Genomic DNA, 15,102 nt, shown 5'->3' on the forward strand with positions numbered 1-15,102 from the left:
GACGAAGAGGTCGTGGGTTCAAATCCCGCCACCCCGACAGAGAAACACCAGGTGAGGCACCTAGGAACGTTCCTAGGTGCCTCACCTGTTTCGTCTGCGTGTCTATCTGCGTGACTACCGGTTCCCGCGTGTCCACGACCGCTGCGGATCGGTGCCGAAGATCCCGTCCATGACCACGGCGCCGGTCTGGATCACGGGCCGGATCTGCTTCCGGTAGACCTCCTCGGTGACGGCCGTACCCGAGTGGCCGACGAGCCGGGAGATCTCTTCCAGCGGGACACCACGGTCGGAGAGCAGGGACACGAAGCTGTGCCGGAGTTCCCGCGGCGTCCACTCGTCGGCGTTGATCCCGTCGACACCCAGGCGCTCGTTCGCGAGAACCTTCGGGCAGCCCAGCTCCTCCAAGAGCGTGCGGTGGCCGTGGCGGAGCCCGTGACGGGTCAGCCGGTCCTTGATCGGCAGCCAGCACGGCTCAGCTGACCCGCAGCGCGAACGCGCCACGGCTCCGGAGCCCAGGAGACTCTCCCCGGGGCAGCGGCATTGCCCGGCCCGGCCTCAGGTGGCGGGGCGCTCGGCCGTGACGAGGAGGGTGGCAGCGGGCCGGGGGCCGTCGCCAGCGGGCAGCGCCTCGACGCGGATGTCGGTGAACCCGGCCTGGTCCAGGACCTTGGTCCACACGTGCTCCTGCAGCACCCACCGGTGCATGGTGGCGCTCTCGCCCTCCCGGGTCTTCGCCGGCACCTCCACGGCCGTGACGTCCGGCTGCGCGGGCTTGCCGGACAGGTAGTGGGCGAGGGTGGAGAAGGCCAGGCGCCCACCGGGGCGGAGCGCGTCAGCGGCGGCCGAAAGCAGCTCGCTGGGGTCGGTGAAGTCCACCGCCCCGAAGTGGCTGTAAAGCACGTCGTAGGCGCCCGGGTTCGCGCGGAGGTGGGCGACGACGTCCGCGTGGACGAAGTGCAGGCGCGGGGCAAGGTCGGCGTACAGGGCGATGGCCATGCTGTGCTGGGCCGGGGACGCGTCCACGGCGTCGATCCGGTTCGGGGCGTGGTGCACGGCCAGGTGCGCGGCGTGGCGGGCGGCGCCGGCGCCGAGGTCGGCCACGGTCTTGCCGGTGAGGTCGCCGAGGACTTCCGGGCCCGGCCCGTCCTCCTGGCCCCAAGCCCAGCGGAAGGAGTCGGGGACGGCGTGGTCCTGCGCGGCGCGGGCCCGGCCGTAGTGGTGCCATAGGTCTGTGGTCGTGGTCGTCACCCGGGTCATCCTGGCGGCATCGCGCGGGGGCTGCTGCCGGTTCGGACGAAAGTCACCCGGGCGTGCCTCGGCGGCCCGAGCCGTGGGCCCGGACCGCCGAGGGCGTCACCTGGGGGTCAGTGCGAGTCGTTGCCCGGGTGGCAGGGGCCGCAGTCGGCGGCGTCCTCCCACAGCGGGGGGTCCACCTCCCAGCCGGCGCGGGCGACGAGGTGGGCGGTCTTGATGACCGACCCGTCGCTCTTCATCTCGACCTTGGGCACGTGGTGCAGGAAGTGTCCGCCGTTGTACTTGTCGCACAGCTCGGCGTAGGCGACGGTGTCCAGGATGATCGTGTGGGCGCCGATGTCGACCAGCTTGCTCGGGGCGAGTCCCAGGCCCTGGCCCCGGAGGGACATGGCGGTGAGCAGGTAGGCGTAGCCCTGGCCGAGGACGCGGGTGGCCATGACGGAGTCGTACGGGTAGTCCCGCATCAGCAGGCCGACCTGCTTCTCCCAGAGTTCCGCCGACACGACGTCACGGGGCGAGCGGGCCGGTCCGGTCACCGGGTCGGTGGCGACGGGGGTGTCGGCTGCGGTTGCCATGGTGCCTCCCTTGGATGGTGCCCCACGAGGTGCGGGGCGATGCAACGAGAACACCGCATCCGGCACCCGGCCGGCGATCAACTGGGTTTCCTTGCAAGGCGTTTGCACGTCGTGCAAGCGGTCTCGACGGGCGCCGTCCCGCGTCCGTACCGTGGTGGCCCCCGGTCGTGTAGCAGGGGGAGGGACCAGTGCCCGGTGACCCGCTCTGGAACAGCGCGAAGGTCAGGGAGTTAGTCGCCCGGCGACAACCGGGCGGACTCGTACGATTGGGCCGTGAGCACCGGGAATGGACGCTCGCCGAACTCGGCGAGCACCTGGGGTGCTCGGCGGCGACGGTCTCGCGGATGGAACGCCGAACCCGGGTCACCGACCTGACGCTCATTCACCGGGCCGCCTCCACGGTGGGCGTTCCTCGACACGTCCTGGTGAGTTCTCTGGCGCCCCCCGCTCCTTCCGGACTGCCCAGCACTAGAGTGTCGGCCAGTCCGCACGCCGAGGAGGACCCGATGCGCCGCCGCTCGTTGCTCGCCGCCACGGCGACCGTCCCGGCCGCCATGCTGCTCGGCATGGACCGGGCCTTGGCCGACACCCCGCCGCCGACGGGCAGGGGTGCCCTGGACGCCCGTGTGGCCTCCGCCCGCGACCTCTACGACAAGGGGGCCCACACGCAGCTCCTCGGGCTGCTGCCGGGCCTCCTGGCCGACGGGCACGCCGCTGCCTCCTCGCGCCGCGAGCTGGACCAGGCCCGGCTGTCCTCCGTCTACAGCCTGAGCGCCGCCCTGCTGACCAAGCTCGGCTCGTACGAGCAGGCCCGCCTCACCGCCGACCGCGCGCGCACCTGGGCCGAGGTGTCCGGGTCTCCGCTCGCCGCCGCTGCTGCCTTCCGCGAGCTCGCAATCGTGCTGCGCCACCAGGACCGGGGCGAGGAAGCCCAGGCTCTCATGGAATCGGCCGCGGCCCGGGTGGAGGTGACAGGGCTGCGGACGGACGCGGCCTCGTCGGCCTACGCGCAGATGCTGTGCACCCTGGCCTACACCGCCGCCCGGGGAGGCCGGCGCGCGGAGGCCCTGGCCATGGCCGAGGAGGCACGGCGGGCCGCACAGCGCCTGCCGCTCCAGGCACCTCCCGGGCGTCTCTTCCCCATCAGCCCGGCCGCCGTGGACCTCTACGCCGTCGGCGTCCACTGGGCCCTCGGCGACGCCGGCGCCGCGCTGGAGGCGGGGCGGAACCTTCGGCCCGAGTACTTCCCCACGGCTGAGCGGAAGGCACGCCTGGGCACAGACATGGCCCGTGCCTGGTGGGCGTGGGGCCGCCCTGAGCAGACCGCCCGCGCCTTGCTCGACGCCCACCGTGCGAGCCCCGGCGAGGTGAGAGACCGCCCCGCGATCCGCAGCATCGTGACCGAGTTGGCGCAGCGGCACCCTCGTGCCGTTGGCGTGCGGGAGCTGCACGCCGCCGTGTCCGCCCCGGCGAGCTGAGACCGCCGCCCGTCGGGCCCCAGCCGGTCCGGACATGCCTCGGTCCCGGCACCAGGGGGTCCCGGCCAGCCGTCGACCCGGCCTGAGTCGGCGCTCGCCCGGGTGCGACACCCCGTACTGAAGGCGACCCCCAGGTGTCGGGGGCAGCGTTGCGCCCTCTCCAACCTGGGCACACGTCTGCGCCACCTCTGCCGATTCTGGGTGTGAACTGGGTGTCGGTCTCCGGAACCAAGGAGTGCGGGAGGGGTGTCCCAGAGGTACCGCAGACGCAGGGCGGCGGGACGCAGACCTTGAACTAACGCCTCTGAACTGGGCTCATGCGACGCTACAGTGCAGGTCAGGAGGGTGCGGAACGCGGGGCCGTTACCCAGCGTCCCTGATTCGGGACGAAGAGGTCGTGGGTTCAAATCCCGCCACCCCGACAGTGAAGTACCAGGTCAGGGGCCTGATCCGCTTAGCGGGTCGGGCCCCTGAGTGGTTGTAGGGGGTTTGGGAGCCGTTGGCGAGCGACCCGCTTCCCCGGTCGCTTCGAGAACAGCGCATTCCGGCGCCACTACGATCGCCGGTCATGGACTGGCTGGAGCGCACCGCGAAGCTGAGGCAGTGGAGCAGAAGCGGGACCCGCGCTCCGCACAAGCCGTTGCTGTTCCTGTACGCGCTCGGGCGTTTCCAGCAGGACGCCGACGGCGAACTGCGGTACAGCGCGGTGGAGAACGACCTCAGAAGGCTGCTGACCGAGTACGGTCCGCCCCACAGGACGACGCCCGCCTACCCGTTCCACCATCTGGTGAGCGACGGCGTGTGGGAGGTGCGCACCGATCGCGGACCGGGCAGCCCCGGCAGTGGCGTGCGGGAGCTGCGGGAGGTCGGGGCCGCAGGGCGGCTGACGCCGGAACTACGGGCGGCGTTGCGGCGCGAGCCGTCGTTGCTCGGCCGGATGGCGCGGGTCCTGCTCGACCTGAACTTCCCGCCCTCCCTCCACGGCGACCTGTGCGAAGCCGTCGGCCTGGAACTGGAGCCGACGGGGAGCGAGCGGTTCTCGGCCGTGCGCAGGCGGCGGGATCCCCGGATGCGGGAGCAGGTCCTGACGGCATACGAGTACCGGTGCGCCTTCTGCGGCTACGACGGCAGGATCGGCGCGGTGCCGGTCGGGCTGGAGGCCGCGCACGTGCGCTGGTGGGCGTTCGACGGCCCTGACGACGTCGACAACGGCCTGTGCCTGTGCTCGCTGCACCACAAGCTCTTCGACAAGGGTGTCCTCGGCGTCGGCGACAGCCACCGCATCCTGGTCTCGCAGAGCTTCGTCGGCCACAGCCCCGCCGCCCGCGAGCACGTCACGGCGCTCGCCGGCCGCCCGCTCATCGGCCCCCAGCCGGGCGCCCGCCCCGTCGCGGCGGTCCACCGCTCCTGGCACACCAGCCAGGTCTTCCACGGCAGCCCACGCCCCGCCCCGGCCGTCTGATCGCCGAGCGCCGATCACATGACCGACGGGTAAGGAGTGCGATACCAAGAGCATGGTCTCTTGTACGGCGACGAAGAAGGTGACAGTGACGATTCCCGAGGATCTCCTGGGCGGGATCCGCGCGGACGCGGCCGAGCGGGGCCTGTCGGCGTATGTCGCCGAGGCGCTGCGCTTCAAGCGTGACCGGGACCGGCTCCGGGAACTGGCCGACTGGCTGCAGGAAGAACACGGGCCCGTCACCGAGGACGAACATGCGGCAGCGCTCGACGAGCTGGACGAACTCGACGCCGAACACGAGCGGCGTCGAACCACCGGAGAGCACAACGCCGGAGGGGCTGCGTGAAGAAGCGAACCGGTGAGCGCGGACGGCGGCCACTCCGCGTCTTCGTACTGGACTGTGAAGCCCTGCCCCTCGCGTTACGCGGCGACCGGAAGATGATCGCCTGGCTCGACCTCGCGGCGCGCGGGAAGCCGAGGTGGTGACGTCCCCGATGACACTGGCCGAGGCGTACGACGGCAGAACGACCGAGCAACGCTGGGACTGGGTACTGTCCCGGCTCCAGGTCGTCGACATCGGGAAGGACGCGGCCCGCCAGGCACGTCGACTCCTGGCCGACGCCAAGTTGCACGGCCACAAGCACGCGATCGACGCCGTGCTCGCCGTCATCGCGCGACGGCAGAAGGGACAGGTCACCGTCTTCACCCCGGACGTCGACGACCTGGAGAAGCTGGTCCCGGACACGATCGTCGTCAAGAAGGTGTGACCCGGCCCCCCTCCGGTCTCAGCAGGACGCCGAGGATCCGCCGCCAGGCACCCGGATGCGCTGTTCGGGGCTCGTGAATCGGTCGGCGTGATCGGATGTGCGTGGTCCGGAAGGACTGGCCGAGGACTACGGTCGTGCGCCGGCCGGCGCGGGACCGTCGGCCCGCCGCCCGCGCGTTTCCCCGTTCGTCCGCCCCGGTCACCGCTCCGCCCCCTCCCTCTCCACGACGACCACGGCAGGACACGGAGCAGGTCGTGGGACCCGGGATTCCTGCCAGCATCCGGCCGTGGTCAGGGTGGCGGGGGCGTGGCAGCGGTCGCCGGTGCTTCGTGGAGGCGGGTGGCGGGGCGGTCCGCGGGGGGATCATGGGTGGTGGGTGGGTGGCATCGTGTGTGGTGTCAGGCGCTGCTTCCTCGCATGGTGGGAGGGAGGCGACGAACCGGGAAAGGACCGGCGACATGATCATCTTTGGGACCAAGGGGTATCTGTACCAGCTCGCGATACTGACGCTGGTGTGCGGGCGCTGCGGCAATCCGTCCGCGCACACGCTGAGGAAGCGCGTCACGAAGTTCACGCTGTTCTTCGTGCCGCTGTTCCCGATCTCGACGAAGTACGCCACGCAGTGCACGTTCTGCGGGGCGGAGCAGAAGCTGGTCAAGGAGCAGGCCGAACAGCTGCAGGCGCAGGCCGCCGGCGGTCAGGGCGGGCAGGCGTACGGGCAGCCGCAGCAACAGCAGCCGTACCAGTCCTGACACCACCGCACGCCGCGACGGGCACCGCGCGCCGCTGACGTCTCAGGTGTTCCACGTCTCGTCGTAGGGGTCCTTCGGCGTGGGCGTCGGCCTGGCCTCGGCGACCTCGATGAAGGGGATCGGGCCGTCGTTGACGGGGTCCTTGACGCGGTGCGGGGTGTAGGTGCCGGTGATCACCAGCCAGGTGTCCGGCTGGAGCACCGGGGGGATCCGGCCGGTCAGGCCCACTTTGACCGGCTGGGCGTCCGCCGCGCAGCAGTTGAGGGCCATGCGGACCAGGTACGGGGTGCCGTCGCGGTCCAGTGCCAGGAAGCCGGTGAGCTGGATGCGGCGGCCGGTGAGCGTGCGTCCGTCGTCGTAGGCGGCGCGGGCCGCGTAGTCGGCCAGGCCGAGGCGGAGAGGGTCCGCGGCGGGGAGCGCCGGGTAGGCCGGCGGTTCCTGGAGCGCCGTACCGGCGCGGGTGGCGCTGTACGAGCCGAGGGCCGGCGGGGCCACCAGGATCAGGGCGAGGAGGGGGAGGACGAGCAGCCAGGAGACGCCGGGTTCCGGGTGGGAGCGGCGGTCCTGGCTCCGGGGGGTGGCGGGGTCTTCCTTCCGGTGCGTCGCGCGCCACTCGTACCAGGCCGTCGCGAGCGCCGTCGCGACCAGGACCGCGCCGGCCGCCAGGAGCAGGGGGCGCAGGCCCGCCTTCACGTAGCGCAGGTAGAGGTCGGTGGTGCCCGCGTGCAGCAGGCTCGCGCCGAGGAGGAACAGGACGGCCGACTGGGCCTGGCGGTTCACAGCAGCACCGCCCCGGTCAGGACCGCTCCGGTGACCGCCAGCACGAAGGTGACGGGCGCGAAGCGCAGGGCGAAGCCGCGGCCGAACGTACCGGCCTGCATCGCGAACAGTTTCAGGTCGATCATCGGGCCGACGACGAGGAAGGCCAGCCGGGCCGTCAGCGAGAACTGCGTCAGCGACGCCGCCACGAACGCGTCCGCCTCCGAGCAGATCGACAGGACCACCGCCAGCACCGCGAGCGACAGCACCGCCAGCGCCGGATTGCCGGCCGCCGTGCGCAGCCACTGCTCCGGGGCCACCGCCTTCAGCGTCGCCGCCGCCATCGCGCCCACCACCAGGAATCCGCCCGCGTGCACCACGTCGTGGCGCGTCGAGTCCCAGAACGCCTCGCCCCGGCTCCGGCCCTCGTGCCGCGCGTGCGCCGGCGGTCGCATCCAGTCCGTGCGGCCCAGGCGGTGCCACAGCCAGCCCATCGCGCAGGCCACCAGCAGGCTCGCCACGAAGCGGGCCAGGACCATCTCCGGGTCGCGGGGGAACGCCACCGCCGTCGCCGTCAGCACGATCGGGTTGATCGCCGGGGCGGAGAGGAGGAAGGCGAGCGCCGCGGCGGGGGTCACCCCGCGGCGCACCAGCGCACCGGCGACCGGTACGGACGCGCACTCGCAGCCCGGCAGGACGGCGCCCGCCAGGCCGGCCACCGGGACCGCCAGGGCGGGCCGGCGGGGCAGGGCCCGGGCGAAGAAGGACGGCGGGACGTAGACCGCGATCGCCGCCGACAGCAGGACGCCCAGGACGAGGAACGGCAGCGCCTGGATCATCACCGCCACGAACACCGTCGTCCAGGTCTGCATCACCGGGGCGGCGAGGGCGCGGCGCAGGGGGGCCTGCAGCAGCACCATGAGGAACAGGAGGAGGGTGAGGACGAGGGGGGAGGTCAGGCGGCGGGGGGTGGGGGGCGCGTTGCCGTCCTCGCTCGGGGGGCTCGGCGGGGTCGGGGTGTCCGGCCGGGGCGACGCGCTCGGCGTGGTCGGGGGACTCGCCGTGGTCGGGGGACTCGCCGTGGTCGGGGGACTCGGCGTGGTCGGGGGACTCGGCGTGGTCGAGGTGTCCGGCCGGTTCGGGGCCTGTTCGGTCGTGGCCACGGGTGGGCACCTCCGGGTCGTGTCGTTCTCCCTCTCCTCTCCTACGGGCTCACCGCTCCGCTCGTTCAGACCTTCAGGCCTTCAGGTGCTCAGACCTTCAGGTGTTCAGGTGTTCGGGGCGGATCTGGAACCACCCGTCGCGGTGAGGCAGTCTTTCCCCTCGTGGCTGGTCTACCGAATCAGGGTCCGGCGCCGGGCGGGTCCGGCGCGCACATGGTGGTGTGCGGCGACGACGGGCTCGCGCACCGGCTGGCCGCGGAGTTGCGCGGTGTGTACGAGGAGCAGGTCACGCTCGTCGTCCCGCCCTCCGAGCGGGCGGTACGGCCGCCCGTCGTGGGGCGCGCCCGCGCGGTGTCCGCGGCGCTGCTCGACCGGGTGGTGAGCGCCGCCGTCAACCGGGCCGCCGGGAACGGCGGAGGGACGGGGACGGGGGCCCCGGCGGGGGCGGGCGCCGGGCCGGGCGGGGCCGCCGGTACGGCGGGGAGCGGCGAATCGGGTTCGGCGGGACGGGTGTTGGAGGCCGTCGAGCCGTCCGAGGCCGTGCTCGCCGAGGCGGGGGTGGAACGCGCGGCCGCGCTCGCCCTCGTCTACGACGACGACGAGACGAACATCCGCGCCGCCCTCACCGCCCGTCGGCTCAACCCCCGGCTGCGGCTCGTCCTGCGCTTGTACAACCGGCGGTTGGGGCAGCACATCGAGGAACTCCTCGACCAGGCGGCCGCCTTGGCGACGGTCGGCGGGGGTGGCGGGTCCGCGGCGGGGGACGCCTCCACCACCGTGCTGTCCGATGCCGACACCGCCGCGCCCGCGCTGGCCGCGACCGCCGTCGCCGGCACCAGCAAGGTCGTCCAGACGGACGGGCTGCTGCTGCGGGCCGTCGAACGGCCCGCCCCCGGAGCCGGGCGGGCCGCCGGTCCCGGGCTGGCCACGCTCGCCCTGCTGTCCGCGACGAGCAACGACCCCGCCTTCGCGGACGGTTCCGAGACCAGCGGGGAGCAGGGGCCGCTGCTGCTGCCGGACGCGGCCACGGTCGCCGCCGCGAGCGGGCGGGGCAGCGTCGTGCTGGAGCAGGTGTCGTACTCGGCCGGGCCCGCGTTGCCCTCCGGGCGGGGGGTCGGGGTCGTGGCGCCGTTCGCCTCCCTGTTCTCGCGGCGGCTGCGGTGGTCGCTGGCGGGGCTCGTGGGGTGTGTCGTCGCGCTCGCGGTGGCGTTGTGGCTGGTGACGGGGATCCACCCGCTGGGTGCGGTGTACCTGACGCTGCTGGATCTGTTCGCCATCAACGATCCGGCGGTGGGAAAGTCGACCGAGCGGCAGGTTCTTCAACTGCTCTCCGGGCTCGTGGGGTTGCTGCTGCTGCCGGTGCTGTTGGCGGCCGTGCTGGAGGGGCTGGGGACGTTCCGGGCGGCCGGGGCGTTGCGGCGCCCGCCGCGGGGGCTGGGTGGGCACGTGGTGCTGCTGGGGCTGGGGAAGATCGGGACGCGGGTGCTGACGCGGCTGCGGGAGCTGGACATTCCCGTGGTGTGCGTGGAGGCCGCCCCGGAGGCGCGGGGGGTCGCGGTGGCGCGGCGGTTGCGGGTGCCGGTGGTGCTGGGGGACGTCACGCAGGAGGGGGTGCTGGAGGCGGCGAAGATCCACCGGGCGCACGCGCTGCTGGCGGTGACCAGCTCCGACACGACGAATCTCGAGGCCGCTCTGTACGCGCGGTCCTTACGGCACGATCTGCGGGTGGTGCTGCGGCTGTACGACGACGACTTCGCGACCGCGGTGTACCGCACGCTGCGGGCGGCGCATCCGCAGGCGTTGACGCGGAGTCGGAGCGTGACGCATCTGGCCGCGCCGTCGTTCGCGGGGGCGATGGTGGGGAGGCAGATCCTGGGGGCGATTCCGGTGGAGCGGCGGGTGTTGCTGTTCGCTTCGCTGGAGGTCGGGGGGTACGGGCAGTTGGTGGGGAAGACGGTGGGGGAGGCGTTTCGGGCCGGGTACTGGCGGGTGCTGGCGTTGGAGGGGACCGGGCGGGGGGCTTCGTCCGGGGTGGGGGACGAGGGGCGGGGGGCTGGAGCCGGGGCGGGCGGCGGAGGGGGTCTGGTGTGGGACCTGCCCGACTCGTACGTGCTGCGGGGAGAGGACCGGGTGGTGCTGGCCGCTACGCGGTGGGGGCTGGCGGAGTTGTCGGGACGGCGGCGGAGGGGCGCGGCGGGGGTGTAGGGGTGTGCCGGGGATGCGGGGGTGTTCTTTTCTCGCCCCCGCCGCCCCTACCCGTCCCGTCCCCAGGGGCTTCGCCCCTTCGACCCCGTCAGGGGCTCCGCCCCTGAACCCCGGCGAGGGCTCCGCCTCCTGGCTCCTGGCTCCTGGCTCCTGGCTCCTGGCTCCTGAACACAATGCCCCTCCGGCAGGGGCAGGAACCCGCGCCCCGGCCGGAGGCCCCGGCCCTGTCGCCCTGGGAGCAGGAACCCGCTCCGGAGGAGACTCCGGACCCTGCGGCCCCGGCCGCGAAACCCGGCGCGTAGGGGGCCGGGGACCTTGGACGCCGACCGGGACCACGGCCCTCGCACCCCTGCCACGGAAAACCACCGTCCGAGGACGGTGGATCCGGGGCACCGGCCAGGACCGGCGCCCCGGGCCCCAGGCGCGGCAGGAGAGGGGCGTGTCCCTGGTGTTTCCGTCGCGGTGATCCGCTTCAGGGCGCGGCGGCCTCCGGGCGGCGGCGTGTGCGGCCGTCGTGGGGCTGTGGCAGGGGGCGGGGGCGGGGTTCCTCAGCGGTTCAGGTGTTTCTCCGCGAACCGCAGTTCCAGGCGGACCTGCTTGATGCGTTCGTCCACCACCAGGGAGCCGTGGCCGGCGTCGTAGCGGTAGACCTCGTGGAGGGCCTCCCTGGCCTCCAGGCGGGCCACGTAGTTGTCGATCTGGCGGATGGGGCAGCGGGGGTCGTTGACGCCGGCCGAGATGTGGACGGGGGCCTTGACCTGGTCCACGTAGGTCAGGGGGGAGGAGGCGGCGAAGCGGTCGGGGACCTCCTCGGGGGTGCCGCCCAGGAGGGTGCGGTCCATCGCCTTGAGGGCTTCCATCTCGTCGTGGTAGGCCGTGACGTAGTCGGCCACCGGGACCGCCGCGATACCCAGCGCCCACGCCTCGGGCTGGGTGCCCAGGCCCAGGAGGGTCAGGTAGCCGCCCCAGGAGCCGCCGGTGAGGATCAGCCGGTCGGGGTCGGCCAGGCCCGAGGCCACCGCCCAGTCGCGGACCGCGGCGATGTCCTCCAGCTCGATCAGGCCGACCCGGTGCTTCAGGGCGTCCGTCCAGGCGCGTCCGTAGCCCGTGGAACCGCGGTAGTTGACGCGGACGACCGCGTACCCGTGGTCGACCCAGGCGGCGGGTCCGGCCGCGAAGGAGTCGCTGTCGTGCCAGGTGGGGCCGCCGTGGATGTCGAACACGGTGGGCAGGGGGCCGCTCGCGCCGGCCGGCTTCTGGACCAGGGCGTGGATGCGGCCGCCGGGGCCCTCCACCCACACGTCCTCCACCGGCACCGAGCCGGGGGACTTCATGCCGGGCGGGTCCAGGACCGGCTCGCCCGTCGTCGAGCGGACGGTGGGCGGTTCGGCCGCCGAGGACCACAGGTACTCCACGCTGCCGTCGGGGCGGGCCGTCGCGCTCGAGACCGTGCCCGGCGGGGTCGGCACCCGCACGAGTTCCCGGCTCGCCAGGTCGTAGCGGAACAGCTCGCTGCGGGCCTCGAAGCCGTGCGAGACCAGGAGCCCGGAACCGTCCGGATACCACTCGGCGCCCACGTCGCCCGGCAGGTCGAGGGCCAGGTCGCTCTGCTCGCCGGTCGCCACGTCCCAGACGAGCGGCTCCCAGCGGCCCCGGCGCTGGTGGCCGATCAGCAGGCGGGTGTCGCCGTCGACGGGCGCGAAGCCCAGCACCTCGAGTCCCAGTTCCCGGGTGCCGCCCTCGGTGTCGTCCAGTTCGGCGACCGTGGAGCCGTCGGGGCGCAGGACGCGCAGCGCGGAGTGCATCGCGTCGCCGTGCTCGGTGTGCTCGATCGCGATCAGGGTGCCGTCGTGGGACAGGTCTCCGACCCCCGCCGACTCGCGGTGGCGGTACAGCTCGACCGGCGCCTCGCCGAACCGCGCCACGTGGATCGTCGTGCCGTCCTCGTCCGTGGAGCGGCCCACCACCGCCGTACGGCCGTCTCTGGACAGGGCCAGGCCCGCCGGGTACGACGGGTCGAGGCCCGGCGTCGCCAGTTCGTCCTCGCCGCCCTCGAAGGGCTGGCGGCGCCAGACCCCGAACTCGTCGCCGTCCTTGTCGTCGAACCACCAGATCCAGGCGCCGTCCGGGGAGAGCACGCCGTCCGTCGTGCCGTTGGCCCGGTTCGTCACCTGGCGCTGTTCGCCGGTGGCCCGGTCCCAGGCGTACAGCTCGTACGTCCCCGTCGCGTTCGACACGAACAGGGAGTGGTCCGGCGCGTCCTCCGCCCAGTCGGGCAGGGACACCCGGGGCGCCCGGAAGCGCTTCTCCCAGTCCGGCATCTCCTCGTACCGCTGCGGCGCGGCGGACCTGTTGCTCTCAGTCATGGCCCCATACTGCCCGCCTCCGCCGACAAAGGAGCACCGCGGTCCCCAGCCTGTGGACAACCGGGGCGCCCGCCACCGCTCCTGTGGACGGACCGGGGCCGGCCGCGCGGCCCGGCGACCCCCGCCTGTGGACGGACCCGGGACCGCCACCACGTGCCCGCCCGCCGCCCCACCCCCGTGTCCACCCCGTCTCCGCCCGCGCACCCGTCCCGCCCCCGCCCCGCACCCACCCCGCGGACCGCTCCCCCGCCGCCGCCCCGTACCGTTGTCGGTGTGTACCGGTTTCTGCTGACGCCCCGTTGGTGGGGGATCAACGTCTTCGTGCTGCTGGCCATCCCCTTCTGCGTGTTCATGGGGTCCTGGCAGCTGAGCCGGTTCGAGGCGCGCGTGGACGACCACCGCAGCGCCGAGGAGCAGGCCGACTCGGCCCGTACGCAGCCGGCGCGCCCGCTGGCCGGGATGCTGCCCGTCGACAAGGCCACGTCCGGCAAGCGGGTCACCGCGAGCGGGCGCTACGGCGAGCAGCTGCTGGTGCCCGACCGCGAGCTGGACGGCCGGGCGGGCTTCTACGTGCTGACGCTGCTGCGCACCGACGGCGGCAGGACCCTGCCCGTCGTGCGCGGCTGGCTGCCCGGTACGGCCGACGCCGCCAGGGCGCCGGCCCCGCCGGCCGGCGAGGTCGACGTCACGGGCGCGCTCCAGGCGTCCGAGACGCCCGGCGACAACGGGGTGAGCGCGCGGGGCGGGCTGCCGCCCGGCCAGACCGGCGCGATCAGCACGGCCTCGCTGGTCAACCTCGTCTCCGACGACCTCTACGACGCCTGGGTCACCCTCGACACCGCCGACCCGGGGATGACGGCGGTGCCCGCGCGCGCGCCGAGCGGCACGGGGCTGGACCTGAAGGCGTTCCAGAACCTCGGGTACACCGGTGAGTGGTTCGTGTTCGCCGGGTTCGTGGTGTTCATGTGGTTCCGGTTGCTGCGCCGTGAGATCGAGTTCGCGCGGGACGCGGAGCTGGGGATCGCCGGGCCCGACGCCTCCGCGCCGGCCGGCACGTCCCCGTCCCCCGGCGGCTCGCCACTCTCACCCGGGTCCCCCGGCTCCCCCGCGTCCTCCGGGCCTCCGGCCTCACCCGGCTCCCCCGCGTCCTCCGGGCCCGCCGGGCCGCCCGCGGCGGCCCGGAAGGCTCAGGACGCCGGTTCCGACGTCGACGCCAGCACGCCCGTCCGGTAGACGGTTCCCGCGCAGGCGTCCGGCACCGTCGCGCTCACCGTCGGCGAGCCGCCCTGCGCCGTGTACGTCACCAGGACGCTGCCGTCGGCCGTGCCGTCCTCCGTGAACAGCTGGGGCGACGCGCCGGACGTGCCGTCGGCCGCGCCGTCCGTGCCGGTGCTCTGCCCGCTCGGGGAGGGGCTCGGGGAGGACGAGGGGCCGCCGGTGGTGCTGCCGCCCGTGGTGCCGCCGGCGACGGGGCAGGTCCCGGAGGGCACCCAGGCGAACCGCACGTCGTACGCCGAGCCCGGGGCGAGGGCCAGCTGGGAGACGTAGAGGGAGGGGTCGGGCAGACCGGCCGCCGCGTCACCGGAGGTGTGTTCGGCGAGTGAGATCTTCGCCGGGTCGGCGGCACCCTGTGCGGTGGGCGTCACGGACACGCTCCCGCCGACGGTGCAGCCGCGGTCGGAGACGTTGACGACGCGGAAGGTGCCGTAGACGACGCCGGCCGAGTCGGGGGTCTGGACGGCGGCGCTGGAGTCACCCAGCTGGGACGCGGTGCAGGCGGGGGTGCCGGCCGAGGAGGTGGCGGCGGGGCCGGTGCCCTCGGGTGAGCCGGTCGCGCTGCCGGAGGCCTTGGCGCCGGCGGTGTTCCCGGTGCTGTCCTGGCCGGGCCGGCCGGTGGTGCCGGCGGGGGCGCCGGTCTTGCCGTCGGTGCCGCCGTCGGGGCCCTTGCCCTCCCCGGCGCCGCCCTGGGCCTGGGAGGCCTGGCCGGCGATGGAGGGGTTGGCCTCCGAGCCGCCGGACCGGGAGACGTGCAGCAGGGCGGGGACGGCGGTGCCGACGAAGAGGGCCGCGGCGGCCATCCCGACGGCGGCCTGGCGCTTGCGGGCCCGACGGGCGGGGACGGCCCGCCGGAGGTGCTCCAGCGTCCCGTCGCCCGGCGCCATCTCCTGGACCGCCTGGTGCAGCATGCGGCGCAGTGCCAGCTCGTCCGAGTCGAGCCCGTCGGGGCCCTGGTCGTCGAGGTGGTGGTTCACGGTTCCGTTCCCAGCGTGCGATTGCTTCGGCTCTTGCTCGTGCGGAGGTGTCATCGGCTCGTGCCACGCGTA

Annotated in this window: 13 protein-coding genes and 1 pseudogene; 7 read left to right on the top strand and 7 right to left on the bottom strand. The window is 73.8% G+C overall.

Annotated elements, in window-relative coordinates:
* Window positions 1–114 precede the first annotated feature (114 nt).
* The 3 genes and pseudogenes from ACF09K_RS08885 to ACF09K_RS08895 form a co-directional block, all read right to left on the bottom strand.
* Window positions 115–360, bottom strand: a pseudogene (locus ACF09K_RS08885) (tyrosine-type recombinase/integrase); the annotation flags it as partial.
* 195 nt (window positions 361–555) lie between these two features.
* Window positions 556–1,257 (bottom strand): class I SAM-dependent methyltransferase, encoded by a 702-nt coding sequence (locus tag ACF09K_RS08890; RefSeq protein ID WP_392241798.1) that lies wholly within the window; start codon window positions 1,255–1,257, stop codon window positions 556–558.
* A 107-nt stretch (window positions 1,258–1,364) separates the two neighbouring features.
* On the bottom strand, window positions 1,365–1,829 hold the full coding sequence (locus tag ACF09K_RS08895) for a glycine-rich domain-containing protein (RefSeq protein WP_392241799.1): 465 nt from the start codon (window positions 1,827–1,829) through the stop codon (window positions 1,365–1,367).
* Window positions 1,830–2,017: 188 nt separating this feature from the next.
* On the opposite strand from ACF09K_RS08895, the gene ACF09K_RS08900 reads away from it, so the two are divergent.
* From ACF09K_RS08900 to ACF09K_RS08920, 5 genes are all read left to right on the top strand, one after another.
* Window positions 2,018–3,307, top strand: a complete 1,290-nt coding sequence (locus ACF09K_RS08900) for a multiprotein-bridging factor 1 family protein (RefSeq protein WP_392241800.1) — start codon at window positions 2,018–2,020, stop codon at window positions 3,305–3,307.
* A gap of 568 nt (window positions 3,308–3,875) precedes the next feature.
* Window positions 3,876–4,769, top strand: a complete 894-nt coding sequence (locus ACF09K_RS08905; protein WP_392241801.1) for a phosphorothioated DNA-binding restriction endonuclease — start codon at window positions 3,876–3,878, stop codon at window positions 4,767–4,769.
* Window positions 4,770–4,821: 52 nt separating this feature from the next.
* On the top strand, window positions 4,822–5,112 hold the full coding sequence (locus ACF09K_RS08910; protein ID WP_392241802.1) for a CopG family transcriptional regulator: 291 nt from the start codon (window positions 4,822–4,824) through the stop codon (window positions 5,110–5,112).
* 148 nt (window positions 5,113–5,260) lie between these two features.
* A complete protein-coding gene (locus ACF09K_RS08915; protein WP_392241803.1) occupies window positions 5,261–5,533 on the top strand; it encodes a hypothetical protein in 273 nt (90 codons plus the stop codon).
* A 458-nt stretch (window positions 5,534–5,991) separates the two neighbouring features.
* Entirely contained in the window at window positions 5,992–6,285 is a 294-nt protein-coding gene (locus ACF09K_RS08920) for a zinc-ribbon domain-containing protein (RefSeq protein WP_392241804.1), read from the top strand.
* Between the two features lie 42 nt (window positions 6,286–6,327).
* On the opposite strand, the gene ACF09K_RS08925 is transcribed toward ACF09K_RS08920, so the two are convergent.
* Together ACF09K_RS08925 and ACF09K_RS08930 are read right to left on the bottom strand one after the other, a co-directional pair.
* Window positions 6,328–7,065, bottom strand: coding sequence for a TIGR03943 family putative permease subunit (locus tag ACF09K_RS08925; RefSeq protein WP_392241805.1), 738 nt, complete (start codon window positions 7,063–7,065; stop codon window positions 6,328–6,330).
* On the bottom strand, window positions 7,062–8,207 hold the full coding sequence (locus ACF09K_RS08930) for a permease (RefSeq protein WP_392241806.1): 1,146 nt from the start codon (window positions 8,205–8,207) through the stop codon (window positions 7,062–7,064). The genes ACF09K_RS08925 and ACF09K_RS08930 overlap by 4 nt, the downstream gene beginning before the upstream one ends.
* Before the next feature lie 213 nt (window positions 8,208–8,420).
* On the opposite strand from ACF09K_RS08930, the gene ACF09K_RS08935 reads away from it, so the two are divergent.
* Window positions 8,421–10,412: an NAD-binding protein gene (locus ACF09K_RS08935; RefSeq protein ID WP_392242418.1), complete on the top strand. Its 1,992-nt coding sequence runs from the start codon at window positions 8,421–8,423 to the stop codon at window positions 10,410–10,412.
* A 548-nt stretch (window positions 10,413–10,960) separates the two neighbouring features.
* Here ACF09K_RS08935 and ACF09K_RS08940 read toward each other — a convergent pair.
* Window positions 10,961–12,778, bottom strand: a complete 1,818-nt coding sequence (locus ACF09K_RS08940; protein ID WP_392241808.1) for a prolyl oligopeptidase family serine peptidase — start codon at window positions 12,776–12,778, stop codon at window positions 10,961–10,963.
* Between the two features lie 273 nt (window positions 12,779–13,051).
* Here ACF09K_RS08940 and ACF09K_RS08945 point away from each other — a divergent pair, with 273 nt between their 5' ends.
* Window positions 13,052–14,011: an SURF1 family cytochrome oxidase biogenesis protein gene (locus ACF09K_RS08945; protein ID WP_392241809.1), complete on the top strand. Its 960-nt coding sequence runs from the start codon at window positions 13,052–13,054 to the stop codon at window positions 14,009–14,011.
* Here the strand turns inward: ACF09K_RS08945 and ACF09K_RS08950 are convergent.
* Window positions 13,966–15,030, bottom strand: a complete 1,065-nt coding sequence (locus tag ACF09K_RS08950; RefSeq protein ID WP_392241811.1) for a hypothetical protein — start codon at window positions 15,028–15,030, stop codon at window positions 13,966–13,968. The genes ACF09K_RS08945 and ACF09K_RS08950 overlap by 46 nt on opposite strands.
* Window positions 15,031–15,102 lie beyond the last annotated feature (72 nt).

The sequence above is a fragment of the Streptomyces sp. NPDC014882 genome, from assembly GCF_043081325.1.
Lineage (GTDB): Bacteria > Actinomycetota > Actinomycetes > Streptomycetales > Streptomycetaceae > Streptomyces.